Origin of the sequence: Salininema proteolyticum, assembly GCF_042685645.1 — a bacterium.
GTDB lineage: Bacteria > Actinomycetota > Actinomycetes > Mycobacteriales > Micromonosporaceae > Salininema > Salininema proteolyticum.
The window spans coordinates 1,517,703-1,534,753 of the sequence record NZ_JBHUNX010000001.1 but is presented as its reverse complement, the minus strand read 5'-3'; the positions used below and the strand labels follow the sequence as shown (position 1 = coordinate 1,534,753).

Here is a 17,051-nt window from a genome sequence, read left to right as displayed (position 1 = left end):
CCTCGTTCCATGGACGAATCACTGCTGCGGGGCCTCATCCCGAACGTCCTCGCGATCCTCGTCCGCCGCGGAGCCGGGTTCGCGGCGGCCGAGGACGCCGTCCAGGACGCCCTGATAGAGGCCCTGCGCACCTGGCCGGGCGATCCGCCGAGGGATCCGAAAGGCTGGCTGGTCACCGTCTCCTGGCGCCGGTTCCTCGACGCCGCCCGATCCGAGTCCTCCCGCCGGCGCCGGGAGGACCTCGTCGAGGAGGAACCGCCGCCCGGCCCCGCCGCCCCGGCGGACGACACGCTGTGGCTTTACTTCCTGTGCGCCCACCCGTCCCTGACGCCGGCCTCCGCCGTCGCCCTCACCCTGCGCGCCATCGGGGGCCTGACCACCCGGCAGATAGCCCGGGCCCACATGGTCCCCGAGGCCACGATGGCCCAGCGCATCAGCCGGGCCAAACGCACCGTCGACGGCCGGAGTTTCGACCGGCCCGGAGACGTCGCCACGGTGCTGCGCGTCCTCTACCTGGTCTTCAACGAGGGATACTCCGGCGACATCGACCTCGCCGCCGAGGGGATCCGGCTCGCCCGGCAGCTCGCGGCCGCCGTCGACCATCCCGAAGCGGCGGGTCTGCTCGCCCTCATGCTCCTCCACCACGCCCGGCGCGCCGCCCGAACCGCCCCCGACGGGAGCCTGGTGCCGCTCGCCGAACAGGACCGCGCCCTGTGGGACACCGACGCGATCACCGAGGGCGTGTCCATCCTCCAGGCGGCCCTCGCCCGCGACCGGCTCGGCGAGTTCCAAGCGCAGGCCGCCATCGCGGCTCTCCACGCCGACGCCCCCGCCGCCGAGGAGACCGACTGGACGCAGATCGTCGAGTGGTACGACGAGCTCGCCCGTCTGACCGGCAGCCCCGTCGTCCTACTCAACCGCGCGGTGGCCGTCGGAGAGGCCGACGGTCCGCGTGCCGGTCTGGCAGCACTCGCGCCACTGGACGACTCGCTGCCCCGTTACACCGCCGTGGCGGCCTACCTCCACGAACACGACGGCAACCGGGAACTGGCGGCGCGGTTGTACGCCGAGGCCGCCCGAAAGGCCTCCAACCTGGCCGAACGCGATCATCTGATCCGCCAGGCAGCCCGCCTCAACACCGCGTCCTGACACTGCTCCACCCCGGAGGTCCGCATTCCCCCCGTGCCCGGCTCGATCGAGCCGGGCACAATTTCGTGCCGCGAGAACTTGCGATGGTGCCATGAACGTGCCATACTGGTGCCATGGATTTGACACCGTTTGTAGAGAGCGCCCGCCGCGAACTGGCGGCAGCCGCCGACCCCGAAGGGGCCAACCGGGAGGTCGCCGAGCGAATGGCCGCGGCCCTCGACCCGACGATCCGCCTGATGCTGCTGAACGCGCTCTCCACGGCGGCCGACGACATCACTCTGGAGATGGCGCCGGGCTCGGTCGAGGTCAGGCTGCGGGGAGGCGAGCCCTCCTTCGCGGTCGACCAGCCGGCCTCCGAGCCGCAGCCCCAGGCGGAGACACCTGAGCCAAGTAGTGCCACTACGGCACCGACCGAGGGCGACGACGGCCCGATGACGCGAATCAACCTGAGGCTGCCCGAACGGCTCAAGGCCCGCATCGAGGAGGCCGCCGACCGCGAGGGCCGCTCGGCAAACGCCTGGCTCGTCCGGGCGGCGGCGACCGTTCTCGACACCCCGAACCGCACTCCGTCGGCACCGCGCGTCACCACATCGGGCTCCAACCGACTCACCGGCTGGGTGCGCTAGCCGCCCCCGCCGAACGACACCACCACTTCAACACCGCACCACGAGAACCCCGAAAGGACACCGACATGCCTTCCTTCGACACTCCCGAACCCATCGACGTCGAGATCGACCTGCTCGTCGCCTCCGTGACCGTCACGGCCGAGGACCGCGACACCACCGAGGTCACCGTGGCCCCCGCCGACCCCGGCAACGAGTCCGACGTGGAGGCCGCCGAGCAGACCAAGGTGGCCCTGTCCAAGGGCACCCTCACCGTCAAGGGCCCGGCCTTCCACAAGTACATGGGCTGGAAGAACAAGAGCCGAGCGGTCACGCTCGCCATCGCCCTGCCCTCCGGATCCGGCCTGTCCGGGTTCGGCATCGGGTCCGTGGCCTCCCTGGACGCCACGGGCCGCCTCGGCGCCTGCGAGATCAGGTCCGGTATGGGGAACGTGCGCATCGAGCGCGCCGACCGTTTGAAACTGAACGCGGGCGGCGACATCCTGGTCGACCAGGTGGACGGGGACGCCCACCTGACCACGTCCATGGGAAAACTGCGACTCGGCCGGGCGGCCGGATCAGTGAAGCTCAAGAACTCCCAGGGACCGTGCACCGTCGACGAGGTCGGCGGTAACGCCCGGGTACGCACGTCCATGGGCGACATCGCGATCGGCCGCGTGGACGGCGACGTCGACGCCGCCAGCGCGCAGGGAACCGTCCGCGTCGAGGAGATGACCAGAGGCACCGCCGAGCTCAAGACCTCGCTCGGATCAATCGACGTCGGCGTCGGCGAGGGCACCGCCGCATGGCTCGACGTCCACGCCGCCGCCGGAGCCGTCAACAGCCATCTGGAGAACTCCGGCGAGCCCGGGCCCGAAGACCCCGTCGTGAGCGTCAAGGCCCGCACCTCCTACGGCGACATCACGATCCGCCGCACCGAACACCAGTGAAAGGAACAGGCATGACCACCGCCATCGCGGCCGCCGGGCTGCGCAAGTCCTTCGGCGACAAGACCGTCCTGGACGGCATCGACCTGGACATCCCCGCCGGCAGCGTCTTCGCGCTGCTGGGCCCCAACGGCGCCGGCAAGACCACCACCGTCAACATCCTGTCGACGCTCTTGAAGGCCGACGGGGGAAGCGCCTCGGTCCACGGCCACGACCTCGCCTCCGACCCCGGATCCGTCCGCGACTCCATCGGGGTCACCGGCCAGTTCTCCGCGGTCGACGGGCTCATGACCGGTGAGGAGAACCTCCGGCTGATGGCCGACCTCCACCACCTGGACCGCCGCGACGGACGGCGGACCACCGCGGCCCTCCTGGAGAGCTTCGACCTCGTCGACGCGGCGAAGAAGCCCGCGAGCACCTACTCCGGCGGCATGAAGCGCCGACTGGACCTGGCGATGACTCTCGTGGGCTCCCCGAAGACCATCTTCCTCGACGAGCCGACCACCGGCCTCGACCCGCGCAGCCGCCGCACCATGTGGGAGATCGTCCGCCGCCTGGTCGCCGACGGAGTCACGATCTTCCTGACCACCCAGTACCTGGAGGAGGCCGACCAGCTCGCCGACAGGATCGCCGTCCTCGACGGCGGCCGCCTGGTGGCGGAGGGGACCCCGGCCGAGCTCAAGCGCCGTATTCCCGGCGGACACGTCGCCCTGCACTTCGCCGACGAGGCCGCCCTCGAGGCGGCCGCCCGGGCGCTCGACGACGCCACCCGGGGCGGAGACGCGAACACGCTGCGGATTCCCAGCGACGGGAGCATGCCCGCGCTGCGCGCCCTGCTCGACCGCCTCGACGCGGCCTCCATCGAGGTCGACGAACTGTCCATGCACACACCCGACCTGGACGACGTCTTCCTGACGCTGACCGGTCAGCCCCACCTGGAGAAGACACCATGAGCACCAAGGCCCACCCGATCCGCGACTCGGCGACCATGCTGCGCCGCAACCTCGTCCACATCAAGCGCTACCCGTCCATGACGATCCCGCTGCTCGCCACGCCCGTATTGCTGCTGGTGCTGTTCGTCTACGTCTTCGGCAGCACCATGGGCGACGGACTGCCCGGCGCCTCCGGAGGGCGCGCCGACTACCTCGCCTACGTCGTCCCGGGCATCATGCTCATGACCGCCGGGACGGTGGCCCAGGGGACCACGATCTCGGTCTCCAAGGACATGACCGAGGGCATCGTGGCCCGTTTTCGCACCATGTCCATCTCACGGGGCTCCATCCTCACCGGACACGTCCTGGGCTCCACGATCCAGGTGGTCGCCGGCATCGCCGTCATCCTCGGGGTCGCCGCGCTCATGGGATACCGGACGGAGGCCGTCGGCCTCGACTGGCTGGGAGTCCTCGGGAGCACCGCCCTGGTCGGCTTCGCGCTGGCCTGGATCACGACCGCGATGGGCGTCATCAGCAAGACCCTGGAGATGGCCGGCACCATACCGATACCGCTGATGTTCCTGCCAATGCTGGGCAGCGGTTTCGTGCCCACCGACACGATGCCGACGGGACTGCGCTGGTTCGCCGAGTACCAGCCCTTCACCCCGATGACCGAGTCGCTGCGGGGCTTCCTCACCGGACACCCCGACACGGCCGCGACCTGGGCGACCGTCGCCTGGTGCGCGGGGCTGGCCCTCATCGGATACCTCTGGTCGCGCGCCAAGTTCGAGAGCGCGTCGACCGTGGCCTGAATGACTTGACGGGAAACAGGAACGGGTCCGGGCGGCGCGCGGGAGTGCGGGCCGCCCGGACTTTTCGTGTGCGCGAGCGCATGCGGGTCCGCCGGGTTGGAGGACGACCTCGCGAAGATGGACTCTCCGTGTGCACAGGAGTCCGGGGCCGTCGGTGTGCGGTCAGGCGCGGCCCGGGCCGCGGGAGGAGCGGACTCGCAAGTGGAGTGCGGCGGCGATGACCAGCACCCCTGCCGCCGCGAAGGCCCAGCGGACGCCGAGGGCGTGGGCGATCCATCCGGCGAGCAGCGCCCCCAGGGGAAAGAGCGCGGTGGCGACGGTCTTATAGGCCGCGAGGATCCTGCCCCGGAGCTCGTCGGGGATCAGGCGCATCAGCACGGTCATGCTCGCCACGTTCCAAACGCCGGCGGTGAAGCCAAGGATCGCGGCCGCGATGAGCGCGGCGGATACGGACGCGGCGAAGGCGTAAAGGGCGAACCCGCCCACTTTGACCGCGACGGAGAGGACCGCGAGCGTTCCGGCCCCCATACGCTCCAGGAGCCTTCCGGCCAAGTAGTTTCCCTCGATCATCGCGGCGGCGCCCGCCGCGGCTAGGAAACCGTAGGCGGCGGGCGACATTCCGAGCTCGTAAAGCGCCAGGACGGGCAGGACTCCCGTCGACATGCCGGAGGCGAAGTTCGTCATCCCGACGGTGGTCACGAAGGCCGCGACGACCGGAGTCCCTTTGATCCAGGCGAGTCCGGCATGGAGGTCGCGCCTGAGCGGTTCGGCACGGCGTTCCGGCTCTGAGTCCGGGAGCCGGCGGACGAGGTGGGCGGAGCACAGGAAGGCCGCCCCGGTGAACAGGAATGCCGAGGGGCCCTTCCAGGCGAGGAGGGCGGTGGTCGCGGGTGCTCCGGCCAGGCGGCCGATTCCGTTCTGGGCCATGCTGAGGCGGGCGTTGGCCCGGCCTAGGCCGTCGGCTCGGACCAGGGCGGGCACCAGGCTGTTGAGGCAGCTGTCGGAGACCGTCTGCAGGGCGGTCATGGCGAAGGCGCCGATGAACACGGCCGCGAGGGACAGGTGTCCGGTGAAGAGCAGGGTCGCGAGGGCGAACGCCAGGACGGCGCGGACCAGGTCGGCGGTGAGGAAGAGGCGGCGGCGAGAGTGGCGGTCGACGAGCGCGCCGGAGACGAGTCCGAAGAGGACCCACGGGAGGAAGGAGCAGGCGGCGACGGCGGACACGAGGCGGGGGTCGTCGGTGAGACGGGCGGCGAGGAGGGCGAACACGGCCGTGTGGCCGGTGTCTGCGAAGCGGGTGAGTACGGCGGCGCAGGTCAGGCGCCGGAAGGGATCGGAGAGCATGGGGGGACCTGCCGGGAACGCGTGAACGGAGAGGACTGTCGATATGAGGGTATCGACGGCCCTCTCCGACATGGGTGCCGGGACAGGGTGCGACCAACCCACGGCCGTCCGGCGCCAGGGAAGGACTCGAGACAGTGGGATTCCACCCGACGGCCGTACGCCCCTGGGGAGGTCTCTCCGTCCGAGGTGGCGGGGTACCGGGCTCAGCCGGCCGTCAGACGGAAGGCGTAGGCCTTGTAGGGCAGGTCGATCCTCTCCCGGCCCTTGAGGTCGGGGTGGGTGTCGAGGAGCCGTTCCATTCCCTCGTCGAGTTCGGCGCGGCGCTCGGGGGTGCCGTCGATGTAGTAGGAGCGCGAGCGGACCAGTGCGACGAGCCCGCGGCGGGTCACGGGCAGGGCGAAGCGGAAGACGGCGTACTCCTGGTCGGGGAACTGGGGCGCGAAGTAGTCTCCGGCGGTGGCGAGGGGCGCGACGTACTCGGCCGAGGACCAGCCGATGATCTCCGACATGGCGGCGACCCACTCGTACTCCTCGTCGCGAACGTTCCAGACGGGGGCGAAGACGCCGCCTGGCTTGAGGACGCGGCGGAACTCAGTGAGCGCCTTTTCCTTGTCGAACCAGTGGAAGGCCTGTCCGGCGGTGACGGCGTCGAGGGACGCGTCGGCGAAGGGCAGGTCTTCGGCCGGGGCCTCCTCCCCGCGGGCCCCGGGGTGGTTCTCCCGGAGCTTGGCGAGCATGCGCCCGTCGGGTTCGACGGCGGTGACGGTGTGTCCCTCGGCGAGAAGGCCGGCGGTGAGCTTGCCGGTCCCGGCTCCGACGTCGGCGACGGTGAGGGGCTCGGCCCCCAGCATGTACCGGACGGCCTCGGCGGGGTAGGTGGGGCGGATGGAGTCGTAGAGGTCGGCCTCGGTACCGAAGTTCTGGGTCATCGTCGTCCCTCTCCTTTGAGCGGTTCTGGACGGGGTTCCGTCTCCACAATTCTAACAATACGTACGTACTGTTTGCAATAGGAAAATGGACGCGGGCGAAATGAAAAGTCCTTTGAAGACCCCTCGCAGGGGCGCCTAGCTGGTGTTGCGCGAATGGCTCACGTTCGCTCGGGCCGTGGGTTTACAGTGCGCGAGCCGGTGTGTAGAGTGATCTCGACTCTAGATAGCGGTAGTCAGGAACGCGGTGCGAATCCGCGGCGGTCCCGCCACTGTATTCGGGGAGTCTCTCGCTCCGGGCGCCTCAGGCGTCCGATCGGACAGAGAATAGCCACTGGGAGACCGGGAAGGCTGAGCGGGGGACGGCGATCCGATAGCCAGGATACTGACTCGCTGTCCCGATTCTCGGGGACGAGGTATTCCCCGTGGAGGAAACATGACTGCCATCAGCGCTGCGGCGGCTTCGCCCCGCCGAATTCTCATCACCGCCCTCTCCGTCGTCCTCTTCGCGGCCGTCCTGTACGCCGTGGGCTTCGAGCAGGGCACTCTCACCGGCGGCACGCCCTGGCTCCACGAGGCCTTCCACGACGCCCGCCACCTTCTCGGCTTCCCCTGCCACTAAGGGGAGCCATGACGATCACCGACTACCTCCGCCGGGGACTGGCGGCGGGACTGCTCGCTGGGCTCCTCGCGGGCCTCTTCGCCTGGGCGGCCGGGGAACCCGCCGTCCGCGACGCCATCGAACTCGAAGAACAGGCCTCCGAACAGGAGGCCGCGCACGACCATGACGCGGGCTCCGAACAAGAGGCCGGCGCCCACGGACACGACGAAGGGGAACTGGTCTCCCGGCCCGTGCAGGAGGCGATGCTCCCGGTGGCCACCGGCCTGGTGGGCGCCGCCTTCGGCGGCGTCTTCGGCCTCGGCTACGGACTCGCCCGCCGGCGCATGGAGACCGCTGACGAATGGGCGGCCTCCTGGAAGGCCGGCGCCGCCGTCTACGGCACCGTCGTCCTCTTCCCCGCCCTCGCCTACCCGGCCAACCCGCCCGCGGTCGGAGACCCGGGCACCATTGCGAACCGGACCGGCCTGTTCACCCTGTCGCTCGGCATCGGCCTGGCGGCGCTGCTCGTCCTCTGGGCGGTGGCCCGTTTCCTGCGCTCGCAGCACTGGTCGCGGGAGGCCCGCCAAGTCGCCGTGGGCCTCGCCGCCGTGGTGGTTCTGGGCGGCGCGTGGTTCGCGCTGCCCGCGCCCGAATCGGCCGGGGACTTCCCCGTCGACGTCATGTGGAACTTCCGGCTCTCCTCGATGGGCACCCAACTGATCCTGTGGACCGCCCTGACCGCCGTGTTCGCGTGGTTGAACCTGCGCGCCTCGCACAAGGCCGCGGCCGGGACCGAGAAGAAAGCCGAAGCCGCCGCATGAGCCGTCGCTCCACCGTCCACCTGCTCCGGCACGGCCCGACATCGGCGACCCGCCGGAGCCTCTTCGCCGCCGACGAACCGCTCGACGCGAAGGGCCGCGACCTGGTCGCCGACTGGTGCGGAAGGCTGGAGGCCGACCGGGCCGCCTCCTCCCCGCTGCGGCGGTGCCTGGAGACGGCCGAACTGGCCGGGCACGCCGACCCGGTCGTCGACGGCCGGTGGAGCGAGCTCGACTTCGGACAGTGGAAGGGCCTGAGCCTGGCCCGGGCCGCCGAACTTTACCCGGACGACATGAGCCGCTGGCTGGAGGACCCCTTCGGCGTCTCCCCGCCAGGCGGGGAGACCTTCGCGCAGTTGAAGGAGCGGGTCGAGTCCGCGATGCGGGACCTCGCGGCGACCGGCGAGACCACTCTCGTCGTCACCAGCGCCGGACCGATCAAGGCCGCCGTGCTGTCGGTCCTGGAGGCCCCGTCGACGTCCCTGTGGCGCATCGACCCGATGCCCGGGAGCGTCACGACCTTCACCGCGCACGATGGAATCTGGTCGCTCCGCGCGCTCAGCAAGGAGCCCGTGCGATGAGGGCGGCCGGCATCGCGCTCGGCGCCCTCGCCGACGCGCTCTTCGCCGACCCGCGCCGTTTCCACCCCGTGGCCGGATACGGGCAGGCCGCGATGCGGCTCGAACGCGTCCTCTACGCCGACAGCCGGGCCGCCGGCGCGGTCTACACGGCCGTCGCGGTCGGCGTTCCCACGGCTGCGGTCTGGATCCTCCAGCGCCGCGCGAGCGGAGGCTGGACCGTCGTCCTCACCGCCGCCACCGCGTGGGCGGCCCTCGGAGGCCGCTCGCTGTTGCGCGCCGCCGACGGCGTCGACCGTCCCCTGGAGGTCGGTTCGCTCTCCCGGGCCCGCTTCGCGCTGCGCTCTTTGTGCGCCAGGGACGCCGCCGAGCTGGACGGAGACGAGTTGGCGAAGGCGACGGTGGAGTCCTTGGCGGAGAACACCTCCGACGCCGTCGTCGCTCCACTGTGGTGGGTATTCGCGGCGGGACCGGCGGGGATCGCCGCCTACCGCGCGGTCAACACTCTCGACGCGATGGTGGGTTACAAGACGTCCCGCTATCGGAACTTCGGCTGGGCCTCGGCCCGGCTGGACGACCTGGCGAACGTTGTCCCGGCAAGGATCAGCGCCGCCCTGGCCGCCGTCCTGGCACCCGTGGCGGGCGGCAGCACGGCCGAGGGGCTGCGGGTCTGGAGAAGAGACGGGTCCCGACACCCGAGCCCGAACGCGGGCCAGGTGGAGTCGGCCTTCGCCGGCGCCCTGGGCCTGCGGCTCGGCGGGTCGGTCAACTCCTACGGCGACGCCGAGGACTCCCGTCCGGCCATGGGCGACGGAAAGGCCCCGGCGCGAGAGGACATCAAGCGCGCCAGGAAGCTGTCGTGGGCCGTGGGCGCCGCGGCGGCCGGGCTCGCGGTGGCGGGAGCGCTCATGACGAGGAGGCGGAAGCGATGAACCGAGGACTGACGGGAAGCCTGCTCGTGGCCGGAACGACGTCGGACGCGGGAAAGAGCGTCCTCGTGGCCGGGCTGTGCCGCCTGTTCGCGCGGCGGGGCATCTCCGTGGCGCCGTTCAAGGCCCAGAACATGGCGCTCAACGCGGCGGTCACGCCCGAGGGAGGCGAGATCGGCCGCGCCCAGGCGGCCCAGGCCCACGCGGCGGGCGTCGAGCCGCACGTGGACATGAACCCCATCCTCATAAAACCCACCGGCGAGCGCCATTCGCAGGTCGTCGTGAGGGGGAAGGCCGCCTTCGAGGCCGGCGCGCGCGACTACCACGGCAGGAAGAAGGCCCTGCTGCCCGTGGTGGCGGAGTCCTTCGCGAACCTGGAGAACAGTTTCGACCTCGTCATCGCCGAGGGGGCCGGGGGCGCGGCGGAGATCAACCTGCGGCCCTTCGACCTGACGAACCTGGGGCTGGCCCGGGAGTGCGGGCTGCCGGTCGTCATCGTGTGCGACATCGACCGCGGCGGCGCCTTCGCCGCCCTGTACGGCACTCTGGCGCTGTTGGAGCCCGAGGACCAGGCGCTGGTCTGCGGTTTCGTCATCAACCGCTTCCGGGGCGACCGGGCGGTCCTGGATCCGGGCATCGAGCAGTTGGAGATCTTGACGGGGCGGCCGTGCCTGGGCGTGGTCCCGCACGTGGAGGGGCTCATGGTCGACGCCGAGGACTCCCTGGCGCTCGACCGTTCGCGGCCCTCCACTCCCCCGCTGGGGCGCGACGGGATCGACGTGGCGGTGGTGCGCTTTCCCCGGATCTCGAACTTCACCGACCTCGACGCGCTGGCCGCCGAACCGGGTGTGCGCGTGTCCATGACAGCCGATCCGGCCGAGGTCGCGGAGGCCGACCTGGTCGTCGTGCCCGGAACGAAGAACACCGTCGCCGACCTGGAGTGGATGCGGGGCCTGGGGATCGACGCGGCGCTGGAGAAGCGCGCGGCCTTGGGAGGCCCGATCCTCGGGGTGTGCGGCGGTTACCAGATCCTGGGCGAGGCCATCGACGACGACGTGGAGTCCGGCGCCGGGCTGGTGCGGGGCCTGGGGCTCCTGCCGGTCGAGACGGTCTTCCACGAGGAGAAGACCCTGCGCCGGCACGAGGGCCGGGCGACGGTCCTCGGCGGGCCTGTGGCGGGCGGTTACTCCATCCGGCACGGCAGGCCGAAGAGACTGGCGGGCGACGCCTGGCTCGTGGACGGCGACGGGGCCGAGGAGGGCTGCGTCGTGGACGCCGTGCACGGCACGTCCTGGCACGGCCTGTTCGAGAACGACGACCTGCGCCGCGCCTTCCTGGGCGAGGTGGCCCGCCGGCGCGGACTGGACTTCACTCCCGGGGACGTGGACTTCGCGCGGCTGCGGAGCGAACGCGTGGACGCCTTCGCCGACGTCCTGGAAGAGCACCTCGACACGGCGGCCCTGGAGGGGATCATCTCCAATGGACCGCCGCCCGACCTGCCCGTCGCACCGCCGGGCGGGGCGCCGCTGACAGAGACCCTGAGAAAGCAGATGGAGCGAGACTGATGGCCACCGACACGATCCTGTACCTGTCCACCGCCGACACGGAGATCCTCGCGGCGGCCTCGGCGGTCGAGCGCCTCGACCGCGAGGCGATCGCCGTGCGCGCGCTCAACCCGGCGCGTGCGCCGAAGGACGACAGGGCCGCGCTCGAGCGCTGGCTCGACGAGGCGATGGGCGACGTGAAGATCGTCGTGACCCGGCTGTTGGGAGGGCGTGCGGCGTTCCCGGACCTGTTCGACCGGTTGCGGGCGCGGTGCGCGGAGAGCGGTGCTGCGCTGGTGGCGCTGTCGGGCGAGTCCTCCCCCGACGCCGAGCTGACCGAGGCGTCGACGGCGCCGACGGCCGTGGTGGCGCAGTCGTTCGAGTACCTGCGCCTCGGAGGGGTGGACAACACCGAGCACCTGTTCCGCTTCCTCGCGGACACCCTGCTGCTCAAGGGCTTCGGCTTCGACGAGCCGGCCGACGCGCCGGAGGTCGGCGTCTACCACCCCCGCCTGGAGGACCCGTTCAGCGGGATCGAGGAGGGGCGGCCGGTCGTCGGCGTCGTCTTCTACCGCTCGCACCTCTTGGCGGGCAATACGGCCTTCATCGACGCGCTCATCGAGGCCGTCGAGGCGAAGGGGGCCCGGGCGGTGGGCCTGTACTGCTATTCCCTGAGGGAGAACGCCGACGGCGCGATCGATGTCCTCAAGCTGGCCGAGCAGGCCGGGGTCGAGCTGCACGCGCTGATCGTGACGGTCCTGGCCGCCGGCGGCGCGCACGGTCAGCAGGCGGGGGCTCTGACCGAGCAGAGCTGGAAGCCCGGCGCGCTGGACACCCTGGGCATTCCGATCGTGCAGGCCCTGGCGGCCACCGGTGCCAGGGAGGACTGGCGCGAGTCGGACATCGGGCTCTCACCGCTGGACACGGCCATGCAGATCGCCATGCCCGAGTTCGACGGGCGGATCATCTCCGTTCCGTTCTCCTTCAAGGAGACGACGGGCGTGGACGAGCGCATCGGCGGGCCGCTGGTGCGGTACGTGCCCGACGAGGAACGCTGCGCCCGGGTCGCGGGGATCGCGCTGGGCTACGCCCGCCTGTCCCTGGTCCCCAACGAGGACAAGCGCATCGCCATCGTCATGTCCAACTACCCGACCAAGCACTCCCGCATCGGCAACGGCGTCGGGCTCGACACGCCGGCCTCGACGGCGGCGCTGCTGCGCGCCATGCGCGAACAGGGTTACCGGCTGGGCGACGACGACCGCCTGGAGACGTGGCTCGACGACTCCGACGCGCTGATCAACGAGATGATCGCGCGCGGCGGCTTCGACTCCGAGCAGCTGTCGGACCTGCAGCTGGCGCAGGCCGAGGCGCATGTCGAGATCGAGGACTACAAGGAGTGGTTCGCGCGCCTCCCGGAGGGGCTGCGGGAGGACGTCGAGGAGAAATGGGGCCCGGCCCCCGGCGAGGTGCTGCTGGCACCGGACGGGAAGTCGCTGGTCACCTCGACCCTGCGCCTGGGCAACGTAGTCCTCGCCATCCAGCCGCCGCGCGGCTTCGGCGACAACCCGGTGGCGATCTACCACGACCCGGACCTCGCCCCCACCCACCACTACATGGCCGCCTACTGGTGGATCGAGCGTATCTTCCAGGCCGACGCCATCGTCCACATCGGCAAGCACGGCACCCTCGAATGGCTGCCGGGCAAGGGAGTCGGCCTGTCGAGCGAGTGCGCCACGGACGCGACGCTGACCGACCTGCCGCTGTTCTACCCCTTCGTGGTCAACGACCCCGGCGAGGGGACGCAGGCCAAGCGGCGCGGCCACGCGACGATCGTCGACCACCTGGTGCCGCCCATGATGCGCGCCGAGACCTACGACGACATCGCCCGCCTGGAGCAGCTGCTCGACGAGTACGCCGAGCTGGAGCTGCTCGACCCGTCCAAGCTGCCGAGCCTGCGGGAGAGGATCTGGGAGATCCTGGTCAGCTCGAACATCGCCACCGACCTCGGGGCGGCCGACATGCCCGACGACCCCGACGACTTCGGAGACATGGTCACCCACGTCGACGGCTACCTGTGCGAGATCAAGGACATGCAGGTCCGCGACGGGCTCCACATCTTCGGCTCCGTTCCGGCCGACGCGCAGCTGCAGGGCCTGCTGAAGGCCGTCCTGCGGTTGCCGCAGGGCGACATGCCGGGGCTGCGCGCCCAGGTCGGCGAGCACTTCGGCGTCAGCGAGCGCGAGCTGCTCAGCGACCCGGGCCAGGCCATGGAGTCGGACAAGGCCGACCTCGACGCCCTCCGGAAGGCCGCGCCGGGGCCGGTCGCGAAGCGCTCCGACGCCCTCGACCGCATCGACGCGCTGGTCGACGCACTGGTCGAGAAGATCGCGGCGACGGAGTGGGACCCGAACGAGGCGAGTGCCGTCACGACGGCCGTGCTGGGCGGCGAGGACGAGTCCGTGGCCGAGGTGCTGCGTTTCGCCTGCCGCGAGGCCATTCCCCGCATCAGGGCCTGTTCGGGGGAGATCGACAAGCTGCTGGCCGGGCTGGCCGGGGAGTACGTCCGGTCGGGTCCTTCGGGTTCGCCGACGCGCGGTCGGCTCGACGTGCTGCCGACGGGCAAGAACTTCTACTCCGTCGACCCCAAGGGCCTGCCCTCGTCCCTCGCCTGGGAGGTGGGTCAGCGCCTGGCCGACGCGCTGATCGCCGAGTACCGCGAGGCTCACGAGGACCGGTTCCCCGAGTCGGTGGGGATCGTCGTGTGGGGCACGGCGAACATGCGCACCCACGGCGACGACATAGCCGAGATCCTGGCGCTGCTGGGCGTCAGGCCCGTGTGGCACCCCGAGACGCGGCGGGTCGTGGATCTGGAGGTCATCGACCTCGAAGAGCTGGGGCGTCCGCGGGTGGACGTCACCGTCCGCATCTCCGGGTTCTTCCGCGACGCCTTTCCGCACCTGGTCGCCCTCGTCGACCGGGCCGTGGAGATGGTCGCGGCCCTGGAGGAGGACGAGGGGCGGAACTTCGTGGCGGAGCACGCCCGGGCGGACGAGGAGCGGCTGCTGGCGGAGGGGCGCGACGCGGCCTACGCCCGCCGGCGGTCCACCGCGCGCGTCTTCGGGGCCAAGCCCGGCGCCTACGGCGCCGGACTGCTGCCGCTGATCGAGGCGCGCAACTGGCACGACAGCGCCGACATCGCCGAGGTTTACACCGTCTGGTCCGGCTACGCCTACGGCAAGGGCCTGGACGGGGTGGAGGCGCACGAGGACTTCCACCGCAATCTGGGCCGCGTCTCGGTGGCGGTCAAGAACACCGACACGCGCGAGCACGACATCCTCGACTCCGACGACTACTTCCAGGAGCACGGCGGCATGATCGCCACCATCCGGCACCTGACGGGCAAGGACGTCCACGCCGTCATCGGCGACTCCTCCGACCCGTCCCGGCCCCAGGCGCGCACCCTATCGGAGGAGGTCAACCGGGTCTTCCGCGCTAGGGTGGCGAATCCGAAGTGGATCGCGTCGATGCACCGGCACGGTTATAAGGGCGCCTTCGAGATGGCCGCGACCGTGGACTACCTCTTCGGCTACGACGCCACCGCCTCGGTCGTCCACGACTGGCAGTACGAGCGCGTCGCCGAGGCCTACGTGTTCGACGAGGACAACCGCGCTTTCATGGAGAAGTCGAACCCGTGGGCGCTGCACGGCATCACCGAGCGGCTCTTGGAGGCACAACAGCGCGGCCTGTGGAGCGAGGTGGATCCGGAGACGCTGCAGAGGCTGCAGGACTCCTACATCGCCGCCGAGGGCCTGATCGAAGAACGCGGAGAGGAGAGCGCATGAGCGCCGAGGTCTATCCCTTCAGCGCCGTCGTCGGCCAGGAGAGGCTCAAGACGGCCCTGATCGCCAGCGTCGTCGACCCGCGCATCGGCGGGGTCGTCATCCGGGGCCAGAAGGGCACCGCCAAGTCGACCGCCGTGCGGGCGCTGCGGGCGCTGCTGCCGGACATCGACGTCTCCCCCGGCTGCGCGTTCCACTGCGAGGCCGGGCGGGCCGTCGATGTCTGCGAGGCGTGCGCGAAGGCGGGCGAGCGGACGACCGTCCCGACCCCGCTGGTGGAGCTGCCCATCGGCGCGGGCGAGGACCGCCTGGTCGGCTCGCTCGACGTGGAGGCGGCGCTCAAGGAGGGCCGCACGGCCTTCCAGCCGGGCCTGCTCGCGAGCGCCAACCGGGGCCTGCTGTACGTCGACGAGGTCAACCTGCTCGACGACCACCTCGTGGACGTGCTGCTGGACGCGGCGGCCATGGGCGTCAACCGGATCGAGCGGGAGGGCGTGAGCCTGGAGCACCCGGCGCGGTTCAGCCTGGTCGGGACGATGAACGCCGAGGAGGGCGAGCTGCGTCCGCAGCTGCTGGACCGTTTCGGCCTGTCGGTGGTGGCCGGAGCGCCGGCCGATCCGGCGGAGCGGTCGGAGGTGGTGCGCCGCAGGATGCGTTACGAGGCCGGTCCCGAGTCGTTCGTGGAGGAGTACTCCTCGGAGGAGAAGGAGCTGGCGGCGCGGATCGCCGAGGCGCGCGCGAACGTCGGCGGCGTCGCGCTGTCCGACAGGTGGCTGCTGGCGATCTCGCGGGTGTGCGCGGCGTTCGAGGTGGACGGTCTGCGCGCGGACATCGTGACGTCGCGGACCGCGATCGCGCTGGCGGCGTGGAACGGCGTGGACTCGCCGGGGCGCCCCGAGGTGCGCGAGGCGTGCCTGTTGGCGCTGCCGCACCGCCGGCGCCGCGGTCCGTTCGACGACATGGGGATCGACGAGGACGAGCTGGACCGCCTGTTGGACGAGGTCGAGCCGCCCGAGCCCGAGGAGCCGGAGGACGGTCCGGAGGACCCGGACGACGGCCCCGACGACGGTGGCGATGATGACGGCGACGACGGTTCGGATCGGACCCCGCCGCCTCCGCAGTCGCGGCAGGAGCCGGAGCAGCAGTCTCCTCCCCCGCCAGAGAACTCGCCCGCGAACGAGTCGACGGACCAGGCGCCGTCACAGGCCGACGGCCCCGCCGCTCAGGAGCAAATCGTGTCCGCCGCGCCGGCCGGGCGCGTCGCCCGACTGTCGGCCCGCGCGCGCGGAATCGGCGCCGCCGGGCGCCGTTCGCGGGGTGCGACGCCTCGCGGTGCGGCCGTTCGTTCGCGCCCGTGCCGCGAGGGCGAGTCGCCGCGCCGGGGCGACCTGGCCGTGGCCTCGACGATAACCGCGTGGGTGAGGCGGGGCAAGGACACTCCGCTCTCGCAGCGCGACTACCGCGTCTTCGACCGGGCGGGAAAGCAGGGGCACCTCATCGTCCTGTGCGTGGACGCCTCGGGGTCGATGGGGGCCCGCAAGCGCATGGCCGCCGTCAAGGGCGCCGTCCGCTCCCTGCTGCTGGACGCCTACCAGCGGCGCGACGCGGTCTCGCTGGTGACCTTCCGCGGGAAGGGGGCCGCGGCGGTCCTCCCGCCCACCTCCAGTGTGGACGTGGCCGACCGGTCGCTGCGGGTCCTCGCGACGGGGGGGCCGCACCCCGCTGGGCGAGGGCCTGATCAAGTCCTTCGAGGTCATCGAGCGCCACCGCCGCAAGGACCCGCTGCGCCGGCCGCTGCTGGTCGTCGTCACCGACGGGCGGACCAACTCCGGGCGGTCCGCCGAGCGGGCGAGCGAGGCCATCGCCCGCCAGGGGGTGCCGGGGGTCGTCATCGACTCCGAGTCCGGCTTCGTCCGCACCGGCGGAGCGGGCTCGGTCGCCGAAGACCTCGGCATGAAGTGCGTGCGCCTGGAAGAATTCGCCTCGGAGACGCTGAGCCGGACCATCGAACTGGTCGCGGGACGCTAGAG

At 71.3% G+C, this 17,051-nt stretch carries 13 protein-coding genes, 1 pseudogene and 1 riboswitch; of the genes and pseudogenes, 12 read left to right on the top strand and 2 right to left on the bottom strand.

The window, feature by feature from the left end; translation table 11 throughout:
* Positions 1-9: 9 nt before the first annotated feature.
* From ACFTE1_RS07205 to ACFTE1_RS07185, 5 genes are all read left to right on the top strand, one after another.
* Entirely contained in the window at positions 10-1,149 is a 1,140-nt protein-coding gene (locus ACFTE1_RS07205; protein WP_380625794.1) for an RNA polymerase sigma factor, read from the top strand.
* Between the two features lie 113 nt (positions 1,150-1,262).
* Positions 1,263-1,775, top strand: a complete 513-nt coding sequence (locus tag ACFTE1_RS07200) for a hypothetical protein (RefSeq protein WP_380625792.1) — start codon at positions 1,263-1,265, stop codon at positions 1,773-1,775.
* A 65-nt stretch (positions 1,776-1,840) separates the two neighbouring features.
* The gene (locus ACFTE1_RS07195; RefSeq protein ID WP_380625790.1) at positions 1,841-2,701 is read left to right on the top strand and encodes a DUF4097 family beta strand repeat-containing protein; all 861 of its coding nucleotides are present in this window, start codon (positions 1,841-1,843) and stop codon (positions 2,699-2,701) included.
* Positions 2,702-2,712: 11 nt separating this feature from the next.
* Positions 2,713-3,651, top strand: coding sequence for an ABC transporter ATP-binding protein (locus tag ACFTE1_RS07190; RefSeq protein ID WP_380625788.1), 939 nt, complete (start codon positions 2,713-2,715; stop codon positions 3,649-3,651).
* On the top strand, positions 3,648-4,442 hold the full coding sequence (locus ACFTE1_RS07185; RefSeq protein ID WP_380625786.1) for an ABC transporter permease: 795 nt from the start codon (positions 3,648-3,650) through the stop codon (positions 4,440-4,442). The genes ACFTE1_RS07190 and ACFTE1_RS07185 overlap by 4 nt, the downstream gene beginning before the upstream one ends.
* Before the next feature lie 162 nt (positions 4,443-4,604).
* Here ACFTE1_RS07185 and ACFTE1_RS07180 read toward each other — a convergent pair whose 3' ends face one another.
* Together ACFTE1_RS07180 and ACFTE1_RS07175 are read right to left on the bottom strand one after the other, a co-directional pair.
* Positions 4,605-5,786, bottom strand: a complete 1,182-nt coding sequence (locus tag ACFTE1_RS07180) for an MFS transporter (RefSeq protein ID WP_380625784.1) — start codon at positions 5,784-5,786, stop codon at positions 4,605-4,607.
* Between the two features lie 203 nt (positions 5,787-5,989).
* Positions 5,990-6,715, bottom strand: a complete 726-nt coding sequence (locus ACFTE1_RS07175) for a class I SAM-dependent methyltransferase (RefSeq protein ID WP_380625782.1) — start codon at positions 6,713-6,715, stop codon at positions 5,990-5,992.
* 183 nt (positions 6,716-6,898) lie between these two features.
* Positions 6,899-7,120: riboswitch (cobalamin riboswitch) on the top strand.
* A 28-nt stretch (positions 7,121-7,148) separates the two neighbouring features.
* Here ACFTE1_RS07175 and ACFTE1_RS07170 point away from each other — a divergent pair.
* The 7 genes and pseudogenes from ACFTE1_RS07170 (at position 7,149) to ACFTE1_RS07140 (ending at position 17,049) form a co-directional block, all read left to right on the top strand.
* A complete protein-coding gene (locus ACFTE1_RS07170; protein WP_380625780.1) occupies positions 7,149-7,334 on the top strand; it encodes a CbtB domain-containing protein in 186 nt (61 codons plus the stop codon).
* An 8-nt stretch (positions 7,335-7,342) separates the two neighbouring features.
* A complete protein-coding gene (locus ACFTE1_RS07165; RefSeq protein WP_380625778.1) occupies positions 7,343-8,134 on the top strand; it encodes a CbtA family protein in 792 nt (263 codons plus the stop codon).
* Entirely contained in the window at positions 8,131-8,712 is a 582-nt protein-coding gene (locus tag ACFTE1_RS07160; RefSeq protein WP_380625775.1) for a histidine phosphatase family protein, read from the top strand. Before ACFTE1_RS07165 ends, ACFTE1_RS07160 begins: the two co-directional genes overlap by 4 nt.
* A complete protein-coding gene (locus ACFTE1_RS07155; protein ID WP_380625773.1) occupies positions 8,709-9,641 on the top strand; it encodes a cobalamin biosynthesis protein in 933 nt (310 codons plus the stop codon). The genes ACFTE1_RS07160 and ACFTE1_RS07155 overlap by 4 nt, the downstream gene beginning before the upstream one ends.
* A complete protein-coding gene (locus ACFTE1_RS07150; protein WP_380625771.1) occupies positions 9,638-11,203 on the top strand; it encodes a cobyric acid synthase in 1,566 nt (521 codons plus the stop codon). Before ACFTE1_RS07155 ends, ACFTE1_RS07150 begins: the two co-directional genes overlap by 4 nt.
* Entirely contained in the window at positions 11,203-15,024 is a 3,822-nt protein-coding gene (cobN, locus tag ACFTE1_RS07145; protein ID WP_380625769.1) for a cobaltochelatase subunit CobN, read from the top strand. The genes ACFTE1_RS07150 and cobN overlap by 1 nt, the downstream gene beginning before the upstream one ends.
* Positions 15,021-17,049, top strand: a pseudogene (locus ACFTE1_RS07140) (magnesium chelatase subunit D family protein). The gene cobN and the pseudogene ACFTE1_RS07140 overlap by 4 nt, the downstream one beginning before the upstream one ends.
* Positions 17,050-17,051 lie beyond the last annotated feature (2 nt).